At 56.6% G+C, this 16,101-nt stretch carries 15 protein-coding genes; 5 read left to right on the top strand and 10 right to left on the bottom strand.

Annotated elements, in window-relative coordinates; translation table 11 throughout:
• Positions 1-140 precede the first annotated feature (140 nt).
• Positions 141-887, bottom strand: a complete 747-nt coding sequence (locus ACQZ48_RS04295) for a potassium channel family protein (protein ID WP_244634994.1) — start codon at positions 885-887, stop codon at positions 141-143.
• Positions 888-1,176: 289 nt separating this feature from the next.
• Between ACQZ48_RS04295 and ACQZ48_RS04290 the strand changes: the two genes are divergently transcribed.
• Together ACQZ48_RS04290 and ACQZ48_RS04285 are read left to right on the top strand one after the other, a co-directional pair.
• Entirely contained in the window at positions 1,177-3,159 is a 1,983-nt protein-coding gene (locus ACQZ48_RS04290; protein ID WP_137411297.1) for a BCCT family transporter, read from the top strand.
• Positions 3,160-3,237: 78 nt separating this feature from the next.
• Positions 3,238-4,500, top strand: a complete 1,263-nt coding sequence (locus ACQZ48_RS04285; protein WP_448728589.1) for a DUF2254 domain-containing protein — start codon at positions 3,238-3,240, stop codon at positions 4,498-4,500.
• 280 nt (positions 4,501-4,780) lie between these two features.
• Here ACQZ48_RS04285 and ACQZ48_RS04280 read toward each other — a convergent pair whose 3' ends face one another.
• A complete protein-coding gene (locus ACQZ48_RS04280; RefSeq protein ID WP_077983604.1) occupies positions 4,781-5,569 on the bottom strand; it encodes a DUF4394 domain-containing protein in 789 nt (262 codons plus the stop codon).
• Between the two features lie 184 nt (positions 5,570-5,753).
• Between ACQZ48_RS04280 and ACQZ48_RS04275 the strand changes: the two genes are divergently transcribed.
• Together ACQZ48_RS04275 and ACQZ48_RS04270 are read left to right on the top strand one after the other, a co-directional pair.
• The gene (locus tag ACQZ48_RS04275) at positions 5,754-6,305 is read left to right on the top strand and encodes a sigma-70 family RNA polymerase sigma factor (protein ID WP_077983603.1); all 552 of its coding nucleotides are present in this window, start codon (positions 5,754-5,756) and stop codon (positions 6,303-6,305) included.
• A complete protein-coding gene (locus tag ACQZ48_RS04270; RefSeq protein WP_077983602.1) occupies positions 6,302-7,006 on the top strand; it encodes an anti-sigma factor in 705 nt (234 codons plus the stop codon). The genes ACQZ48_RS04275 and ACQZ48_RS04270 overlap by 4 nt, the downstream gene beginning before the upstream one ends.
• A gap of 6 nt (positions 7,007-7,012) precedes the next feature.
• Here ACQZ48_RS04270 and ggt read toward each other — a convergent pair whose 3' ends face one another.
• From ggt to ACQZ48_RS04230, 8 genes are all read right to left on the bottom strand, one after another.
• Complete coding sequence (gene ggt, locus ACQZ48_RS04265) at positions 7,013-8,770, bottom strand: gamma-glutamyltransferase (RefSeq protein WP_448728579.1); 1,758 nt, start codon at positions 8,768-8,770, stop codon at positions 7,013-7,015.
• A gap of 306 nt (positions 8,771-9,076) precedes the next feature.
• Complete coding sequence (locus tag ACQZ48_RS04260) at positions 9,077-9,958, bottom strand: carbohydrate ABC transporter permease (protein ID WP_137411299.1); 882 nt, start codon at positions 9,956-9,958, stop codon at positions 9,077-9,079.
• Entirely contained in the window at positions 9,955-11,043 is a 1,089-nt protein-coding gene (locus ACQZ48_RS04255; protein ID WP_137411300.1) for a carbohydrate ABC transporter permease, read from the bottom strand. The genes ACQZ48_RS04260 and ACQZ48_RS04255 overlap by 4 nt, the downstream gene beginning before the upstream one ends.
• 13 nt (positions 11,044-11,056) lie before the next feature.
• Positions 11,057-12,325: a sugar ABC transporter substrate-binding protein gene (locus ACQZ48_RS04250; RefSeq protein ID WP_448728578.1), complete on the bottom strand. Its 1,269-nt coding sequence runs from the start codon at positions 12,323-12,325 to the stop codon at positions 11,057-11,059.
• 227 nt (positions 12,326-12,552) lie between these two features.
• Positions 12,553-13,050: a DoxX family protein gene (locus ACQZ48_RS04245; RefSeq protein ID WP_142913539.1), complete on the bottom strand. Its 498-nt coding sequence runs from the start codon at positions 13,048-13,050 to the stop codon at positions 12,553-12,555.
• Positions 13,047-13,829 (bottom strand): HvfC/BufC N-terminal domain-containing protein, encoded by a 783-nt coding sequence (locus ACQZ48_RS04240; protein ID WP_448728577.1) that lies wholly within the window; start codon positions 13,827-13,829, stop codon positions 13,047-13,049. The genes ACQZ48_RS04245 and ACQZ48_RS04240 overlap by 4 nt, the downstream gene beginning before the upstream one ends.
• Entirely contained in the window at positions 13,826-14,707 is an 882-nt protein-coding gene (gene bufB, locus ACQZ48_RS04235; RefSeq protein WP_077983595.1) for an MNIO family bufferin maturase, read from the bottom strand. The genes ACQZ48_RS04240 and bufB overlap by 4 nt, the downstream gene beginning before the upstream one ends.
• A gap of 64 nt (positions 14,708-14,771) precedes the next feature.
• Positions 14,772-15,059 (bottom strand): BufA1 family periplasmic bufferin-type metallophore, encoded by a 288-nt coding sequence (locus ACQZ48_RS04230; RefSeq protein ID WP_080794706.1) that lies wholly within the window; start codon positions 15,057-15,059, stop codon positions 14,772-14,774.
• A 306-nt stretch (positions 15,060-15,365) separates the two neighbouring features.
• On the opposite strand from ACQZ48_RS04230, the gene ACQZ48_RS04225 reads away from it, so the two are divergent.
• Entirely contained in the window at positions 15,366-15,668 is a 303-nt protein-coding gene (locus tag ACQZ48_RS04225; RefSeq protein WP_137411304.1) for a hypothetical protein, read from the top strand.
• Positions 15,669-16,101: the final 433 nt, after the last annotated feature.

The raw sequence follows: 16,101 nt of genomic DNA, 5'->3' as shown, positions 1-16,101 counted from the left end.
TGAGTTCGTAGCGGCGGCGTGTCATCATAGCTCCTAATTCGGAAGCCTTGAATCACGCGGAACGCAATGCGCCAAGAGAATTTATGAGTTTACCGCCTAAGTAGTGATTGCCACAGACGCCGAGTCAGTAAGGACGCGTATTAGTCATTATTGTTTGGAATGTTGAGCAGGTGTCCGCAGGCCTTGCAATGGACCGCGTCAACCTCGTGCCTTTGCAGTCCGCATTTTCCGCAAGGAAAGAGTACCTTGCGGGGGCGCACGATCGACTGCGCCAACCTGACGAAGAGAGAAATACCGACGATCATCGTAACCACGGAGGTCAGTTTTCCGAGAGGTCCAGGAAGCGTAATGTCGCCGAAACCTGTCGTCGTCATCGTCGCGACCGTAAAGTAAAGGGCGTCGATGAAGCCGACTAAACCGCTCTGGTGATAGAAGAAGGTCGTGTAGACAAATCCTGTCACCATGAACAGGAAGACGAGGAAGTTAAGTGATGCGCGCGCAACGTCCTTGTAGTGATGGCAACCGAGCCGTTTCAGGATGACGGCGAAGAGCGGGCTTTCGCCCACGGCCCAGAGACGCATCGCCCTCAGGAAAGCAAAATTGAAAAGCGCGTTTGGAAACAACAACGTGGCAAGAATAACAAGATCAATCCAAGTCATCGGCCTCTTGAGGAGCGCGCCTAAAGAGCCAGTTGCGAATGCGCGTGCGAACAGTTCGGCAAGTATCCACACCGCGATCATGTAATCAATGATCAGATAGGAAGGCCCGCTGCGCAAAAATGGCCCGAAAATGAAGAACGAGATGATGCTGACATCGATAACAGCAAGCACAGCTTGCCAACGAAGTGCCCATGTGTCGCGCCCGCGCTCGATACGACGCAACTTCATCTGCAAGATTTCGAGACGAGACGAGACGGACCTTCTGGTTTTTGTCGTGAATATCATTTCTAACGGATAGGCGCGAGTGAAGACCGGGTCAATGCCAAGCAAAAGGCGCGTCATGCGGCAAGGCGGCAACGCTATTGACGAAGAAGATGGAGCCAAATCGTCGTTTCCGCATTCTCCAACAGCGGAAGATGTCCAGTCTGTGATGATCTTTTGCCGAAACTTGGGGTAAAATCAAAGAGCATATTTAAAATCCATCTGCTCATACGCATAAGGGAAGGCCATTGCAGCTATGAAATCGTTCATCATCAATCCGCCGGTGTTCTACGGGTCGGTGATTGTCATCACCTTGTTCGTCGCCATCGGTATCGTGCTCCCCGGCCAGGCGGAAGCACTTTTTGGTATCATTCAAGGTTCCATTCTCGGCGCTTTCGGCTGGTTCTACCTGCTTTCTGTCGGCGTATTTCTGGCGGCGATGCTGCTATTGTGTTTCGGCAGGTTTGGCCAGCTCAAACTGGGACCGGACGATTCAGTTCCCGATTTCCGTTTCCTGTCGTGGATTGCGATGTTGTTTGCCGCCGGGATGGGCATCGGTCTCATGTTCTATGCCGTTGGCGAACCGATGACCCACTATATGGCGCCGCCGACCGCCGAACCGAAAAGCGTGGCGGCAATGCGCGAAGCGATGACTGTGACTTTCTTTCACTGGGGCATACACGCCTGGGCGATTTACGCCGTCGTTGGCTTGTCGCTCGCCTATTTCGGTTACCGCTACAACCTTCCGCTGACAGTTCGCTCAGGCTTGTATCCATTGTTGAAGAACAGGATTAACGGCCCGATCGGACACGCGGTCGACATTTTTGCGATTGTCGGCACCATGTTCGGCATTGCGACATCGCTAGGGGTCGGCGTCGCGCAGATCAATGCCGGCCTCAACCACCTTGTCGGCTTGCCGATCAGCACCAGCGTACAGCTTGTCCTGATTGTCGTGGTGACCGGTATGGCCACCATCTCGGTTGTGACAGGCCTGGATAAAGGCGTGAGAATATTATCGGAGACCAATCTGGTTGTCGCCGTACTGCTCATGCTTTTCGTGCTGATCGCCGGACCGACGACACAGCTCTTCCGGGACTTCGTGCAGAATCTCGGCCTCTATCTCGATACGATCGTCCTGCGAACCTTCAACATTTACGCCTACGAGCCCACGCCCTGGATCGATTCGTGGACGCTGTTTTATTGGGCCTGGTGGATTTCCTGGTCGCCGTTCGTGGGAATGTTCATCGCGCGGATATCTCGCGGAAGAACCGTGCGCGAATTTGTTGCTGCCGTGCTGTTCATCCCGGCCGGTTTTACATTCTTCTGGATGACGGTTTTCGGCAACACGGCAATGTTCATTGATACAGGTGTAGCCGCGGGCGCTCTGGGCGCCGCCATCTCGAATGACGTTTCCGTAGGCCTTTTCCGCTTCTTCGAATATTTGCCTCTTTCTGGCGTCACTTCGACACTGGCGGTTCTGCTGGTCTCCATATTCTTCATCACTTCGGCTGATTCCGGGGCTCTTGTGGTGGATTCCATCGCCGCTGGCGGTGAAACGGAAACGACAACGGGCCAGCGGATTTTTTGGTGTTCGATGGAGGGGCTCGTTGCCGCATGCCTGCTGATGGCGGGTGGTCTCACCGCGTTGCAGTCCGCAACCGTCGCCAGCGCATTGCCTTTTACCGTGGTAATGCTGGCCTTGGTCGTGTCGCTGTATCTTGGAATGCAGCAGGATTTAGCGCAGCGTGAGGTGCACAGCAGCCGAAACGTTGGGCCCGCGGAGCCCGCTTCTGGTCAGACCTGGCAACGAAGGCTCGCTCTGATGCTGAGCACCACGACGGAGAAAGAAGTTGCGATCTTCATCGATGACAAGGTCGCACCCGCGCTTGACAAGGTTGCTGCCGAACTTCAGTCGCGCGGGAGACCGACGGAGGTAGATCGGGAGGGGGCCGGCGTTGTCACCCTTCGATCTCCTGCGTCTGACGTCCGTGACTTTATCTATGGTGTCTCGGTCCAGAAACATCGGGTTGCAAGCTTCACCACCATCCGCGCAGGCGAGGCAGAGTTTCGATACGAAGCGAGAACCTTTTTCTCCAGCGGCAATAGCGGTTACGATCTGATGGGCATGTCGCAGGATCAGATCATCAGCGATGTCTTGATTCAATTCGAACGCTACCTGCATCTGGTCAACTCGCCGGAGTTTCAGCTTGTCCATGGCGCGCCGGAACACACGGCATAATGTTCGGATTGCACGAGTTTTGACCACCCGGCACAAGCGACGGTCCGGGTGGTCGCTTTTGAAGGGAGCTGGCGAGTGATGAAGTCAAAGTGGCGGTGGTGGCTGGGCCAGATCGTTCGACGGATATGGTTCAGGGCAACGCTTTTTTCCATGGCTGGTGTCGTGACTGCTCTGCTTGCCGTCGCGCTTTCGCCTTACATCCCGCAAGAACTGCCAACAAAAATAGGCGCGGACGCCGTTGACAAGATTCTCGGTATTATTGCCTCCAGCATGTTGACGGTAACGACTTTCTCATTGAGCACAATGGTTTCCGCCTATTCCGCGGCCACCACCAACGTCACGCCGCGAGCCACGAAACTGGTCATGGAAGACAGTACGACACAGAATGTGCTGGCTACCTTCGTGGGCTCCTTCCTGTTCAGTCTGGTCGGAATAATTGCGCTTACGACAGGTGCATACGGGGATCGCGGACGCCTCATCCTTTTTGTGGTCACCATCGGCGTGATCGTTCTCATTATCGTCACGCTGCTGCGCTGGATTGATCATCTTTCGCGACTTGGGCGAGTGACCGAAACCACGGAGCGGGTTGAACGGACAACGATTGAAGCACTGACGGCATGGGTGGAAACGCCAAATCTCGGCGGCCACAGATTGCTTGAGGGTGACCCGAGATTAGGGGAGCCCAATACGCCCATTCACCAGAACGAGGTTGGCTACGTTCAACACGTCGATGCAACGCTTCTCTCCGAGATCGCCGAGGAGTTCGATTTTGACATTTTCATTGTCGCGATAGCGGGCAAGCTGGTTGCACCCAACACTCCGCTGGCTTGGGTTAACGGTGAGGTTCATGACAATGTTTACGAGCGTATCGCCTCGGCTTTTACTATTGGTAATGTCAGGTCGTTCGATCAGGATCCTCGCTTCGGGGCTGCGGTTTTGTCTGAAATTGCCTCCAGAGCGCTTTCACCGGCTATCAACGATCCCGGCACTGCGATTGATGTGATCTCCCGAGCGATACGCGTGCTGTCCGTCTGGGATTTGCAGGACAGCAAAACAAAGGTGGTGCATCCTCGGCTCTTCGTTACCCCAATTCGACTTGAAGACCTGTTTGATGACCTCTTCTTGCCCATCGCCCGAGACGGGGCGTCCATCATCGAAGTCGGGCTTCGATTACAGAAAGCCTTTCTTACCCTATCGAAATTCGGCGATGTGGAGTTCAAGAAGATTGCAATGCTGCACGCGGCAAGCGCTCTCAAACGTTCTGAAGCAACTGCAATGATTGACGAAGACTTGGCCAGGCTACGAGATACGGCAGCGCTGCTGAACAAAAACCAGTCGTAAACAGGATGTTTCGCCTGGCCTCTGCTTCCTGCGGAAGAACGAGAATTATAACCGAATGGCAAGACGTTGCCTTTGCGCCTTGGACTATGTTTTCCTGCAACTATTAAATTTACGGGGTGACACCAAGATCGTTGCCATCAAGCAGCCGAACGGCGTCATTCACGTCATAGACAAGGTCCTGCTTCCCGAAATGTAACCCTTTTTGCCGTGCAGATGGAAAGGGCTGGCTCCATTCAGGGGGCAGCCCTTTCATTCACGTTTTCATTGTCGCGACAAAGGCTCACATTGCGGGGAGAACGGTGATGTCGCGCAGCTCACCCTCGGCGCCGGTAATGGAACCAATTTCGGTCGCAGCGCCTGTTTCCAGATCGACGGTGTAAAGCATCTTGCCCGCGGCGAGATAGGCAGTGTTCTTGCCGCCTTCTTCTCCCTGGATATCAAAGGCATAGTTTGCTGGCATTTCCTTCAGGCCGAGCTTGCCGATTGCCTTCAATGTTCCGTCATTGGGTTTTGTCTGTTGGATCAGGGCACCGATGGTGGCATCGATATTGTACATTGCCGTTTTCTCGGGCTTGCCGGTCGAGTTGGTGTAGGCCGCAGCGACGATGTTTGGCGTTTCGCCCTTATGCATGTCACCATCCTCGAAAGCGAGTGCGCCATCCACCGTGACGGCTCCGGTATCGGGATGCACGCGGTGATTTGTCGTGCCCGTCATGAAACGCAGACGGTCAGCGGCAGGATTGAAATCAACGACAACCGGCGCATCGGCAAGGGTAAGCATCTTGTCCATCTTGGCGACCTCGGTTGCAGCGCCGGTTTCGAGATCGATGGTGACAATGTTATGATCCGGCGTCACACCGACGACGGTCTTGTTGCCCGGACGAAAGTCGATGCCGACAAGCCTGTCTACACCAGTCACATCCATCGACTTTGTAACCGCGGGCTTCTCCGTATCGAACATGACGAGGGTCTTGTCTCCCATGAGGCCAAGGACCGGCGCTGAAACGGCAATGCCTGCCGATGCCGTCAGGGCCATTGAGGCGAGAAGAGTGAGGCGGATAGTGCGCATGTGTTTCTCCCGTGAATTGAGCCATTCGGAAGGCGTCGTTTGAACGCTTCCGTCTCTAGGACACGGGGGGCAACGCATTTGGATGCAGACAGGAAAAATTATTTTTAAAGTGCATCCATTAACCTGTCTGATGGGTATTATGCACAGTTGACGGTGCTTTCGATCACGAGTGGAAAGGATTCAAATGCAGACGGGCCCTGTGCCGAACGATCTCGACAGGGCGCTTGCAGCCTGCGCGAAAGGCGATAAAAGCGCCTTGCGCTTGATTTTCGATCGCGAGGCCGGACGTCTGGTCGCGGTCGCCCAACGCATTGTCAAGCGGCGCGAACTGGCCGAGGAGGTCGTTCAGGAGAGCTTTGTGCGAATCTGGACACATGCTCATCAATACCGTGCCGACCAGGGATCGGCACGAGGATGGATTTACGCGATCGTTCGCAACCGGGCACTCAATCTTGTCCGTGATACGAGACGCGAGCTGATCGTTGAGGATGTCGAGATGCTTCGCGATGGTGAAGAAGCAACGGAGGTGGTTGCAGTCTGGCAGAAACTCGACAGGAATTCGCGGCTCTATGAGTGTCTCGGAAGTCTCGATGAGACGAAACGCCAGGGAATCCTGATGGCCTATGTCGCGGGATACTCCCATGGGGAAATCGCCGGCAGGCTTCGCATTCCCCTGGGAACAACAAAATCCTGGATCAGGCGAGGGCTTATCGCTCTGCGGGAGTGCATGGCATGAAATTTGATCGCAAAGACATTCCCGATCTTGCCGACGACTACGTTCTGGGATTGCTGGACGCTCTCGAGGCCGAGGCTATTGAAGCTGCACTCGTGCATGATGATGCTCTGCGGGCGGCAGTCTCCAGAAGCCGCGAGCGTTTTCTTCCCCTCGATACCACTGTTGAACCTGCCGCAATCAAAGACGACCTGTGGGAAAAAATTGAAACCCGCCTGTTGCCGCAGACCGGCGCTGCATACGCTACGTCGCCCAAGACAGCAAACGACAATAGGTCTAACAGCTGGCGTGGCATCGCCCTCTCTGCCATTGCCGCGAGTTTCCTCCTGGCCGCGGGTCTGGCCTTCAGCCTTACCCGCCCGATCGATCCGCTCGTGATCGCCGTGCTCCTTGATGAGAACGGTCAGGTTAAGGCTGTTGTCGAGGATTTTGGAAACGAGAAGGCAACCGTGCGGATGCTGGCTGATTTTGCAGTGCCGCGCGACAAGACGATTCAGTTGTGGACCTTACCTTCGAAGGAGGTCGGCCCCGTTTCTCTCGGATTGATCGAGGGTGTGCGTTCAGCAAAGCTAGAAGGGCCGGCTCTGCCGGCTCCCAGAAGCGATCAGCTCTACGAAATCACCCTCGAGCAGGCGGGTGGTTCGCCAACCGGCAGGCCCACCGGGCCCATTCTCGCAAAGGGATTTGCTCGAATGCCGCGATAGGTGTGTTCAGTCCCCGAGAACCGCTCCTTCGCGTCTTGGATCGGCGCTACCGGCCAAACCCTGGGCGGTCAGCTCGATCGCATGCAAACCGGAATTCATCTCACCCGGTTTCACCTCGTAACCCAGCGCCTTCAGCGGTCCTGCCAGCTCCTCCGCGCTAGTGTCTGCCTCGATGTCGTAGGTGCCGAACCGGTTGATGAGATGCGGCTGGGCGACGATCGCCTCAACCGGCATGCCCCAGTCGATATAGGCGATCAGCGCCTGCGCCACATAGCCGATGATCTGGCTGCCGCCGGGCGAACCAATAGCGAGCAGCGGTTTTCCATCTTTCATCACGATAGTCGGGGCCATCGAAGAGCGCGGCCGTTTGCCGGGCTCGACTCGGTTGGCGATCGGCAGGCCGCCATCGTGGGTCTTGAAGGAAAAGTCCGTCAATTCGTTATTGAGCAGGAAGCCTTTCGTCATCAGACGCGAGCCGAAACCGCTTTCGATCGTCGTTGTCATCGAAACAACGTTGCCCTGCCTGTCGACGATGACGAAATGGCTCGTCGAGGGCAACTCAAGCGCGGCATCCCGGCCGAAAAGCAGCGCATGGTCCCATTCCGGCTCGCCGGCCTTGACGACATCTTTGGCCAAGGCCTTTTCGCCGTCGAGCAAGCTTGCCCTTTCGCCTAGATAGGCCTTGTCGAGCAGGCCCTTGACCGGTAGCGGCACGAAATCGGCGTCAGCGACGTAACGCTCGCGGTCGGCGAAGGCAAGACGCTGCGCATCGCCGATAATGCGCCAGCCTTCGACATTTTTGGGCCCCAGCGAGCTTAGATCGAAGTTCTCCGCCATGCCGAGTATCTGGCCAATGGCGATACCGCCAGAAGATGGCGGCCCCATGCCGCAAACATCAAGCGCACGATAGATAAAGCAGACAGGCTCGCGTTCGATGACGCGATAATTGGCAAGGTCGGAAAGCGACAGCACGCCGGCATTGTCGGCCGCCTCGCGCACGGTTTTGACAATGGCTTCGGCAATTTGCCCCTTGTAAAACGCATCTGCACCGCCTTTGGCGATCATTGCAAGCGTTTCGGCATAGGAAGGATTTTTCAACGAAGTACCAGCCTGCAACGCGGCCCCGGCGGTGTCAAAGAAATAGGACCGCGCCTCTGGATATGTCTTCAGCCGGTCACCCTCGGACGCGATCAGAGAGGCAAGGCGAGGCGACACCTGAAAGCCCTCGGTCGCCAGCGTTTCCGCCGGTTTCAGCAGGCTCGCCCATTCAGCCTTGCCATAGCGTTTATGAGCTTCCTCCAGAAGTCGCACCGTTCCCGGCGTTCCGACGGAACGGCCGCCGATGACCGCGTTCATGAATTTAAGCGGCTGGCCATTTTCATCCAGGAAGAGTTTTGGCGTGGCTTCCATCGGTGCCGTCTCCCGGCCATCCAACGTCGTCAGCTTGCCGCTTTCTGCGTGGTAATAAACAAGGAAGGCGCCGCCGCCGAGACCGGAGCTCTGTGGTTCAACGAGGCCCAGCACGGTCTGCACCGCCACCATCGCATCTATGGCGTTGCCGCCCGCCGCAATCACGTCGCGTCCCGCTTTGGTCGCCAGCGGATTGGCTGCGGCGACCATGAAGTTCTTCGACTCGACACGTTTGGCGGTGGCAAGCCCGGTTGCCCTTTCCGGCGCCACCGTGTCGGACGCCTGCTGGGCGGAGGCGATTGCGGTGGAAAACATCAAGGCGAGAACAGCCTCACAGAGAAATCTCATTTTCATCGGCCTCATCCTTCAAAGCGGCGCAAACCATGAATGTGAGAAGGGCAAATCTCGCGGGGCGCTTAAGATCAACTCTCGGGCGACTGCCCTTCCCGGTCAAACATACGATTTTAATGGCAGTGTGATCAGCCAATCTGGAACGACGATCTGCCGGCGCCGTTCAGCGTTCAAGTTCGTAAGAAAACACAACAGCCTCCGGGTTGGCCAGAATATTCGGCGCCAATGGAATGCAGCAAGCTCCCGCAAGTCCCAGTTCATTCTCACTATCGCCTTATGTCAGGCCTTCACCCCGTGCAGGATGAGGCGCTATCCCTTTATACCGCTCGCTGCGATACTGGAGATGAACAGTCTCTGCAGGCAGAGATAAAAAATCAGCACCGGCAGCGTAATGATTGTCAGATAAGCCATGACTTCACCCCAGGGCGTGTTGAGCTGGAAAAAGTATTGCAGCCCGACCATGACAGGTCTGTATGTCTCGGATTGAGTGACAAGAAGCGGCCATAGATATTGCTGGCTGTACATGACTAGAAATTTCAAGATCGCAGCGGTTGCGATCACCGGGCCGCTGAGCGGCATCACCACCTGCGCATAAATCCGCAGCCAGCCGGCCCCGTCGATGCGCGCCGCCTCCAGCAACTCCTTCGGGAGATCCTTGAAATATTGTACGAAAAGAAAAATCGTCAGCCCGTCTGCGATCCATGGGATGATCTGCACATGCCAGGAGTTGAGCCATCCCCAGGTAAACCCGTTGCTGCCAATCCATGGCAGGCTGTTGACTTCCAGCAGCAACGGCACGGCAATGGTTTCAAAAGGAATGATGAGCGTGGCGAGGATGATCGAGAAGAGAACGTCCTTTCCGCGCCAGTTCAAGAAGGTGAAGGCGAAGGCCGCAAGCGAGCCAAGCAGCAGGGCGAGAAATACGGTAACGCCCGTCACCAGCACCGAATTGAATATGAAGGTCGCAATCGGTGCCCGGGCGAAAGCTGCTGTATAGTTTTCAAACGAAAGCTCCCCGACCGGCAGAAAGGCTCGTATCGACGTGGCGTCATTCAGCAACTGGTCGTTCGGTTTTAGCGACGAGAACCCCATGAACAACAGCGGCAAAATGAATATCGCCGCGAAGGCGAGCAAAAGTAGATAGTTGCCGATGAGAAAGCCGAGGCTTTTGCGTTGTCCGGCCTGCATCATTGCTTCTCCCTTGTGAGGTATCGCTGGGTCAGCGAAATGCACAGAACAAGCAGGAACAGCACGACCGAAATTGCGGAACCGGCCGCAATGTCCTGCTGGCGGTATCCTCGCTCAACCGCTTGATAGACGATGCTTTGTGTAGAATCGCGAGGGCCGCCTTTGGTCATCACGTCGATCTGCGCAAAAAGCGCAAAAGCCTGCATGGTAATGACGATGACAATCAACACCGCCGTGTTGCGCAGCAGAGGCCAGGTTATCATGTGGAATCTCTGCCAGCGACTAGCCCCTTCGATGTCGGCTGCTTCGTAAAGATCCGGAGAGATGGTTTGCAGACCGGAGAGCCAGATGACCATGTGGAACCCGACGCCCTGCCAGACCGACATCACCAGAATGGCCCATAAAGCGGTATCGGTTCTGCCCAACCAGTCGACAGGTTGAAACAGTCCGAAGCTCATGTAGCCCAAAAGGCTGTTCAAGAGCCCGTTATCGGCTGCATAGATAAACCGCCAGAGCAGCGCCACCACTACAACCGACAGCACCACCGGCATGAAGTAGATCGCGCGGAAAATCGTGACGCCGGGTATCTTCTGGTTCACCAGCAGGGCAAGAAACAGCGCCAGCGCCGCCTGAACCGGCGCGACGACCGCCACGAAAGCCAGCGTATTGACGAGCGCTGTTAAAAACACGACGTCGCGCGCCAGAATGACGACTTGATCGTCGCCCCAAGTGAAGCTCTTATATTCCCGCATTCCTTCCAGATGGGGATAGTCGGGATTGTTGCGGGTGAAATTGCGAATTCGCGGATAGGAGACGGAGCCATCCGCATCCTGGCTGATGCTGCCGTCCGCCTCTTTTTCCGGCTCGAGCGTCAGCACGCCGATACCCAGCAGCCGGGTGTAATTTTCAACGCCGACAAACTCGGTCGGATTGGGAGATGTCAGCCGCTGGTTGGTGAAGGAAAAACCGAGCCCCAGCAAAAAGGGCGCGATCAGAAACAGCCCGATCAGCACCATCGCCGGTGCAGCCATGAACCAACCCGTGAAGCTGTCCCGGGTCAGTTTTCCCTTTGAAGAAAAGAGCGCCATCGATAACCTGCCCCTATTTGGGTCGGTAACCGGAATTGCGCTCTATATTATTGTTTATCTCGTCGGTTGCGTTATCCAGCGTATCGGCAACATCCGCGCCGTTGGCAATGTCGGAAAGAGCCTTGGAAAAGACCGGCGAGATGAAGGCGTAAGCCGGAGTGACCGGCCGCAATGTCCCCTGACGTTTGGACAGCTCGAAGAAAACCTCAAGCGGGCCGCCCTGTTTGTAGTTCTTCGTCATCTGGGCAGCCGAAGACGTGGCCGGGATAAGACCGATCGCGTCGGAAAACTGCGCGAGATATTTGTCCTGTATGGCGAATTCGATGAAGGCCGATGCACCTTCGGGATGCTTGCTGGTGGCCGATACGCCAAACTGCCATGACCCGGCGCCGATCTTCGGGCCTTTCCCGAAATCGGGCGCAGGCAGGAACAACAGATCATCGCCGTATTTCTCCAGCGCCTTCACCGCAACCCAGTTGCCCATCCATTGCAAGGCGTGGCGACCTTCCAGAAATCCGGTTTCGTGATCGGCAGGCGATTGCGAGGTTCCCGGTGCGAGCTTCTTTTCGAACAGGGACTGCCACCATTCTCCGAACCTGACGGCGTTGTCTCCATTCAGCGCGCCCTCGGCGGTCTGGTTGTTTTCCTTGTTGATCAAGCTGCCGCCGAAACTCTCCAGAAACGGGCTGAAGGCATAGCTGTACCACTCGGTTTTATCGGCCATGCCAAGGTCCAGCGCATATTCGAACTTGCCGGTGGCTGCGAGTTTTTCAAGCGCCGCGTTGAACTCTTCGCCGGTCCAGGGCTGTTCCAGCGTTGGAATACGAATACCATTTTCATCGAGAACGGATTTGCTGGCGAATACAGCTACGGCTGCATCCCACAACCCGACGGAATAGAGCTTGTCTCCCCACTTGCCCACGGCGCCGGGCAGGAAGTTCGCAAGCTTTGCCTCATCGATCTTTAAAGGTTGCAGATAACCGGACCAGGCCCAGTTCGGCATGTTCGGCCCATCGACATCCAAAATGTCAGGCAACTTGCTGGAAAGCGCAGCGGCGGTGACGGATTCGTTATATGCGGTTTGAGGGAACTCCTGAAGCGATACCCTCCAGTCTGTCTGGGATGAATTGAAGTCCTCGATGATGCCGGTCAGGATCTTGCGCTCTTCAACGTTTCCGGCACCATGATACCACATCGTCAGCTCGGTCTGCGCCAGCGCAACGGTGGAAAAAAGCGTCGACAAGGCAGTGGCTGCCCCCACTAAAATGGCTTTTGCGATCATGGATAGTCCTCCTCCTGATGAAGGGTAACTTCAACATCCACAGATTGTTCCGCAAAAAAATGCGTTCTGGCATTGCGTCGTCTCGAGAACGCGACAGGAAGAAGCTTTCCAGGCATGAACATCAAGGAGAAACAACAAGGGGGCCGGGCCATGCCTGCGAAGGTCGACGTTGCCAGCACCACGCCCTGGAATTCAGGCGGCCGGGGTGTTCCACGATCAACGTTCGGTCAGTGTCGGCGCAATTTGACAAGGGCATCCAGCGCTATCCGGCCGCCGCCATAGACCACGAGGGTCAGCGCCATGGCAGCCCAGGGCAGATGGAAATTGGCCCAGCCATCCGGAACGGTAAGCTGGATCACCGCCGTCATCACCAGCAGACCCAAAGCGGCGTAACGGGTGAAAAGGCCAAGAACCAGCAGCACGGGCAGAACGAGTTCGGCAATGCCCGAGGCCGCCGCCATGACCAGCGGCATAGGGTAGGGGATCAGGTTGCCGAAGATATGCAGCCTGAATTCCTGTTCGAACAGATATCTGGCGCCAGTCGATAACGTCAGAAATCCGTCCCACTTGGTCAGTCCCGATTTGAAGAACGGGATTGCCAAGCCAAACCGCAGTGCCAAAAGCGGCAATGATTGCGGAATGGAGGCGAGCAGGCATTCGGCGTGACGATGAAGTGCTAAGAACGCGCCACTGAGGCTGCGTGCGGAGGCAAGTTCTGTGGTCATGGAAGGTCCCCTTCACGGTGTTCAACGGCGCTAAAAGCGCCAAGGCCGATCAGGCCAATCAAGGCCGATCCGAAATCAAAGGAAGATTTTGCGGCCAAAGCCGTCTCAGCCGCTTCGCCAAGGCTTGCGCCGGCAAAGAGACGCGCCGCGAAGGCAACATCTGCCGATGGCAGGACGTTGATCTCGACCTGCATGGCCGGCCGCACGACAAGCACCGTTTCGGCTCGCCAGTCGACAGGCGGTGTCACGGTTTCGCCCTGGTGGGCGTTCCAGATGCTGCCGGCTGGAAACGGCGATTGCACAAGCCGGGCCGAAGGATGCGGGATAAGCACCCTATCGAGAAGGTGTTCGGGTGAAAGGGCGGCGAGTTGGGAGACTTCGAGCGGCGCTCTGTCTGCCGCGTGATAGGCCGTGCTCCACGCCGCCTCGATCCGCGCCACATCCGCGAGATAGGCGAGAGACGATGCTGGCGGGAAAGTCGCAACAAAATCCGGGAAATCGTCGCCGTACTGCATGATGAGCGGTGAGGCCGGTTTGCGGTCGGCGGCATAGGCACGGGCCATTCCGGCAAAGAACTCAACGCCAACCAGCCGTTTCGTCACTGGAAAACGTAGCCCCAACGCCGTCGTCAGCCCGACATAGACGTTGTTGCGATAGATGGCAAAACGCGAGGGATCGGCAGCACCGCGCGCGGTGGTGATACCGTACGGTAGCGGTTGGTCCGGATCGAGCAGGGCGGAGGCAAAGGCGCCTTGGCTTTCGTAAAACCGCATGGTCACGCCGCCTGGCTGGATCGGCTTTTCAGGGCCGCTTCGTTCAACAGGATGTCAGCGCGCACCGCTTCTGCCTGAAGCGTCGCAAAGTCTGGCACGTCGTTGTCCCATTCGATCAGGGTTGGCAAAGCGCCGCTGCGCGATAGCGTGTGCCGGTAAAGCTCCATCACATCGGATCTGACGGCGGTGCCGTGGGCATCGATCAGCAGCCGGTCTCCAACGCTGTCGATGGTCTCGTCATAACCGGCAAGGTGGATTTCACCCACCAGCTCGACCGGGAAACGGTCGATATAGGCGACCGGATCGAGGCGATGGTTCACCGCCGAGACCATGACATTGTTCACATCGAGCAACAGCCCGCATCCGGTTCGGCTGGCAATGGCGGTGAGGAAATCCACCTCATCGATGGTGCTTTCGGAAAACAGCACATAGGTTGATGGATTTTCAAGCAGCATTTGCCGGCCCAGCCATTGCTGGGTCTCATCGACATGGTCGGCGACACGCGACAGGGTTTCGGCCGTGTAGGGCAAGGGCAGAAGATCGTTGAGGAAACCGGTGTCATGGGTCGACCACGCCAGATGCTCCGAAAAGCTCTGCGGCCGGTAACGATCGATAAGGTCGCGAAGCCGTCTCAGATGCCCGGTGTCGAGGTCACGGGCCGAACCGATCGACAGGCCAACGCCATGCAGCGACAGGGGATAAAGCGCTGCAACGGCTTCAAGATAACGGTGCGGCGGGCCACCGGCGCCCATATAGTTTTCCGCGTGGACTTCGAAAAAACCGATATCCGGCCTTGCGTCGAGGATAGTGTCGTAGTGTTCCGGCTTGAGGCCGAGGCCAGCACGGGGTGGCAGGACGGTGGCGCGGTCGGCTGAAACGGTCATTGCTGGTCTCCCGGTTTTGACGGATGAGGAGGAGGCCCGGCAAGCGGGCCTCCGGTGTCGCGGCTCAGCTTTTAGACGGCTCCAGCATGCCCTTGTGGCCATCCACGTTCATCGTGGTGCACGTGCCGGCGGGTACGGCCTTCCAGGCATTGCCCTGGTAATCCATGGTGGAGGTTCCGGCGCAGGTCGTGCCGGCGCCGGCAGCGCAATCATTCTGCCCCTTCAGGGCGATGCCGTAGCATTTCTCGTTTCCGGCCATCTTTTCCGGTGCCAGCGGCGCAGCAAAAGACACAGATGCGACAGCGCTTGCGAGTGAGCCTGCCAAAGCGAGGGTGAGCGTGGAACGGTTCATAAATGATCTCCTCTTGAATGTCCGCAGACCGTTCATCGGCCGCGTATGGCTGTATTCGATCTTTCCGGGAGCGACGTTACAGCGTGAGGCGAACACGAAAGCGTGACCGCAATCTGTGACCAACGATTTTCGTCTCAACGTTCGGCGCGCGTCATCACGGCCTGCAGAGGGCGTCGGCGGTCGCAGTATTTCATTTTCCCGCTCTCTCAACCCGAACCCGGTTTTCGTCGAGCAACTCGACATTGAAAAAAATATCATGTCGTGATATAAAATCGGTTGGGAGACTGTATCATTCGGGGGGAACAGATGAGCGACGTCAGTGAGATTGCAAAATTGTCTTCGTTGCTTGAAACGCGACTTTTGCAACATGGCCTGATTGAAAGGCCGGGCGGTGCAGTTCGAACTCTACCCGCTGATTTTCTCGAAAAATTCGATGGGCTGATTGATAATTCAACGGAACTGGAAGGTCTTTTGCGGATTGGCTATGCGGCCAGGCAGGGCGAAACCCTATCGGCTCCGGTCGCGAGCGCCGCACGATTTATGATTCAGGAAGTGTGTGAAGCCCTCTTCGACCGGAATGAACTGCAAGCGTTTCGCCGGACACACTGATTGATGGGTGTGCGTGACATTTTGTGTTCTTCGGTTTCTCTCACTGTGGCTTTCGTCTTGTGCGCCCTGCTGAATTTGGTTGGTGCGCCAGCCGTTGCCCAGACTGACTGTGCCGCCGCCGCTGAAGCATTCATGCGTGGGACGTCGGACAGATTGCTGTCGGTAAGCTCCAGAGGCGATCAATGTGTCGTCACTTATCTGATGCATCGAAGAGACAAACGGCCGATTCGGGTATCGCAGGATTTATCATTGGGAAGGGCTGACATCCTTCAGGCCGGTGATGAGAAGGACTTCTCGCAAAATAACAACGTCGATGAGTAGCTGAATTACGACTGCGCCTCCTGAGATTGCGCGGTCGCCAGCCGATTGATCAGCGATCTGTCCGCTTGGGAACTCCGGTGCGGCCGGTTATCCCTCTTCAGTTTTGTCAATC

Source organism: Agrobacterium sp. 22-209-1 (assembly GCF_053522485.1).
Note: the sequence above shows the minus strand (reverse complement) of the source record. Positions and strands in the feature narration are given on the sequence as shown.

Bases quoted from the DNA above. Each gene is read 5' to 3' on its own strand.
- ACQZ48_RS04295 (WP_244634994.1), bottom strand. From the start codon at position 887: ATGAAGTTGCGTCGTATCGAGCGCGGGCGCGACACATGGGCACTTCGT.
- ACQZ48_RS04260 (WP_137411299.1), bottom strand. From the start codon at position 9,958: ATGATGCAGGCCGGACAACGCAAAAGCCTCGGCTTTCTCATCGGCAAC.
- ACQZ48_RS04285 (WP_448728589.1), top strand. From the start codon at position 3,238: ATGAAGTCAAAGTGGCGGTGGTGGCTGGGCCAGATCGTTCGACGGATA.
- ACQZ48_RS04245 (WP_142913539.1), bottom strand. From the start codon at position 13,050: ATGACCACAGAACTTGCCTCCGCACGCAGCCTCAGTGGCGCGTTCTTA.
- bufB (WP_077983595.1), bottom strand. From the start codon at position 14,707: ATGACCGTTTCAGCCGACCGCGCCACCGTCCTGCCACCCCGTGCTGGC.
- ACQZ48_RS04280 (WP_077983604.1), bottom strand. From the start codon at position 5,569: ATGCGCACTATCCGCCTCACTCTTCTCGCCTCAATGGCCCTGACGGCA.
- ACQZ48_RS04230 (WP_080794706.1), bottom strand. From the start codon at position 15,059: ATGAACCGTTCCACGCTCACCCTCGCTTTGGCAGGCTCACTCGCAAGC.
- ACQZ48_RS04270 (WP_077983602.1), top strand. From the start codon at position 6,302: ATGAAATTTGATCGCAAAGACATTCCCGATCTTGCCGACGACTACGTT.
- ACQZ48_RS04275 (WP_077983603.1), top strand. From the start codon at position 5,754: ATGCAGACGGGCCCTGTGCCGAACGATCTCGACAGGGCGCTTGCAGCC.
- ACQZ48_RS04250 (WP_448728578.1), bottom strand. From the start codon at position 12,325: ATGATCGCAAAAGCCATTTTAGTGGGGGCAGCCACTGCCTTGTCGACG.
- ggt (WP_448728579.1), bottom strand. From the start codon at position 8,770: ATGAAAATGAGATTTCTCTGTGAGGCTGTTCTCGCCTTGATGTTTTCC.
- ACQZ48_RS04255 (WP_137411300.1), bottom strand. From the start codon at position 11,043: ATGGCGCTCTTTTCTTCAAAGGGAAAACTGACCCGGGACAGCTTCACG.
- ACQZ48_RS04225 (WP_137411304.1), top strand. From the start codon at position 15,366: ATGAGCGACGTCAGTGAGATTGCAAAATTGTCTTCGTTGCTTGAAACG.
- ACQZ48_RS04290 (WP_137411297.1), top strand. From the start codon at position 1,177: ATGAAATCGTTCATCATCAATCCGCCGGTGTTCTACGGGTCGGTGATT.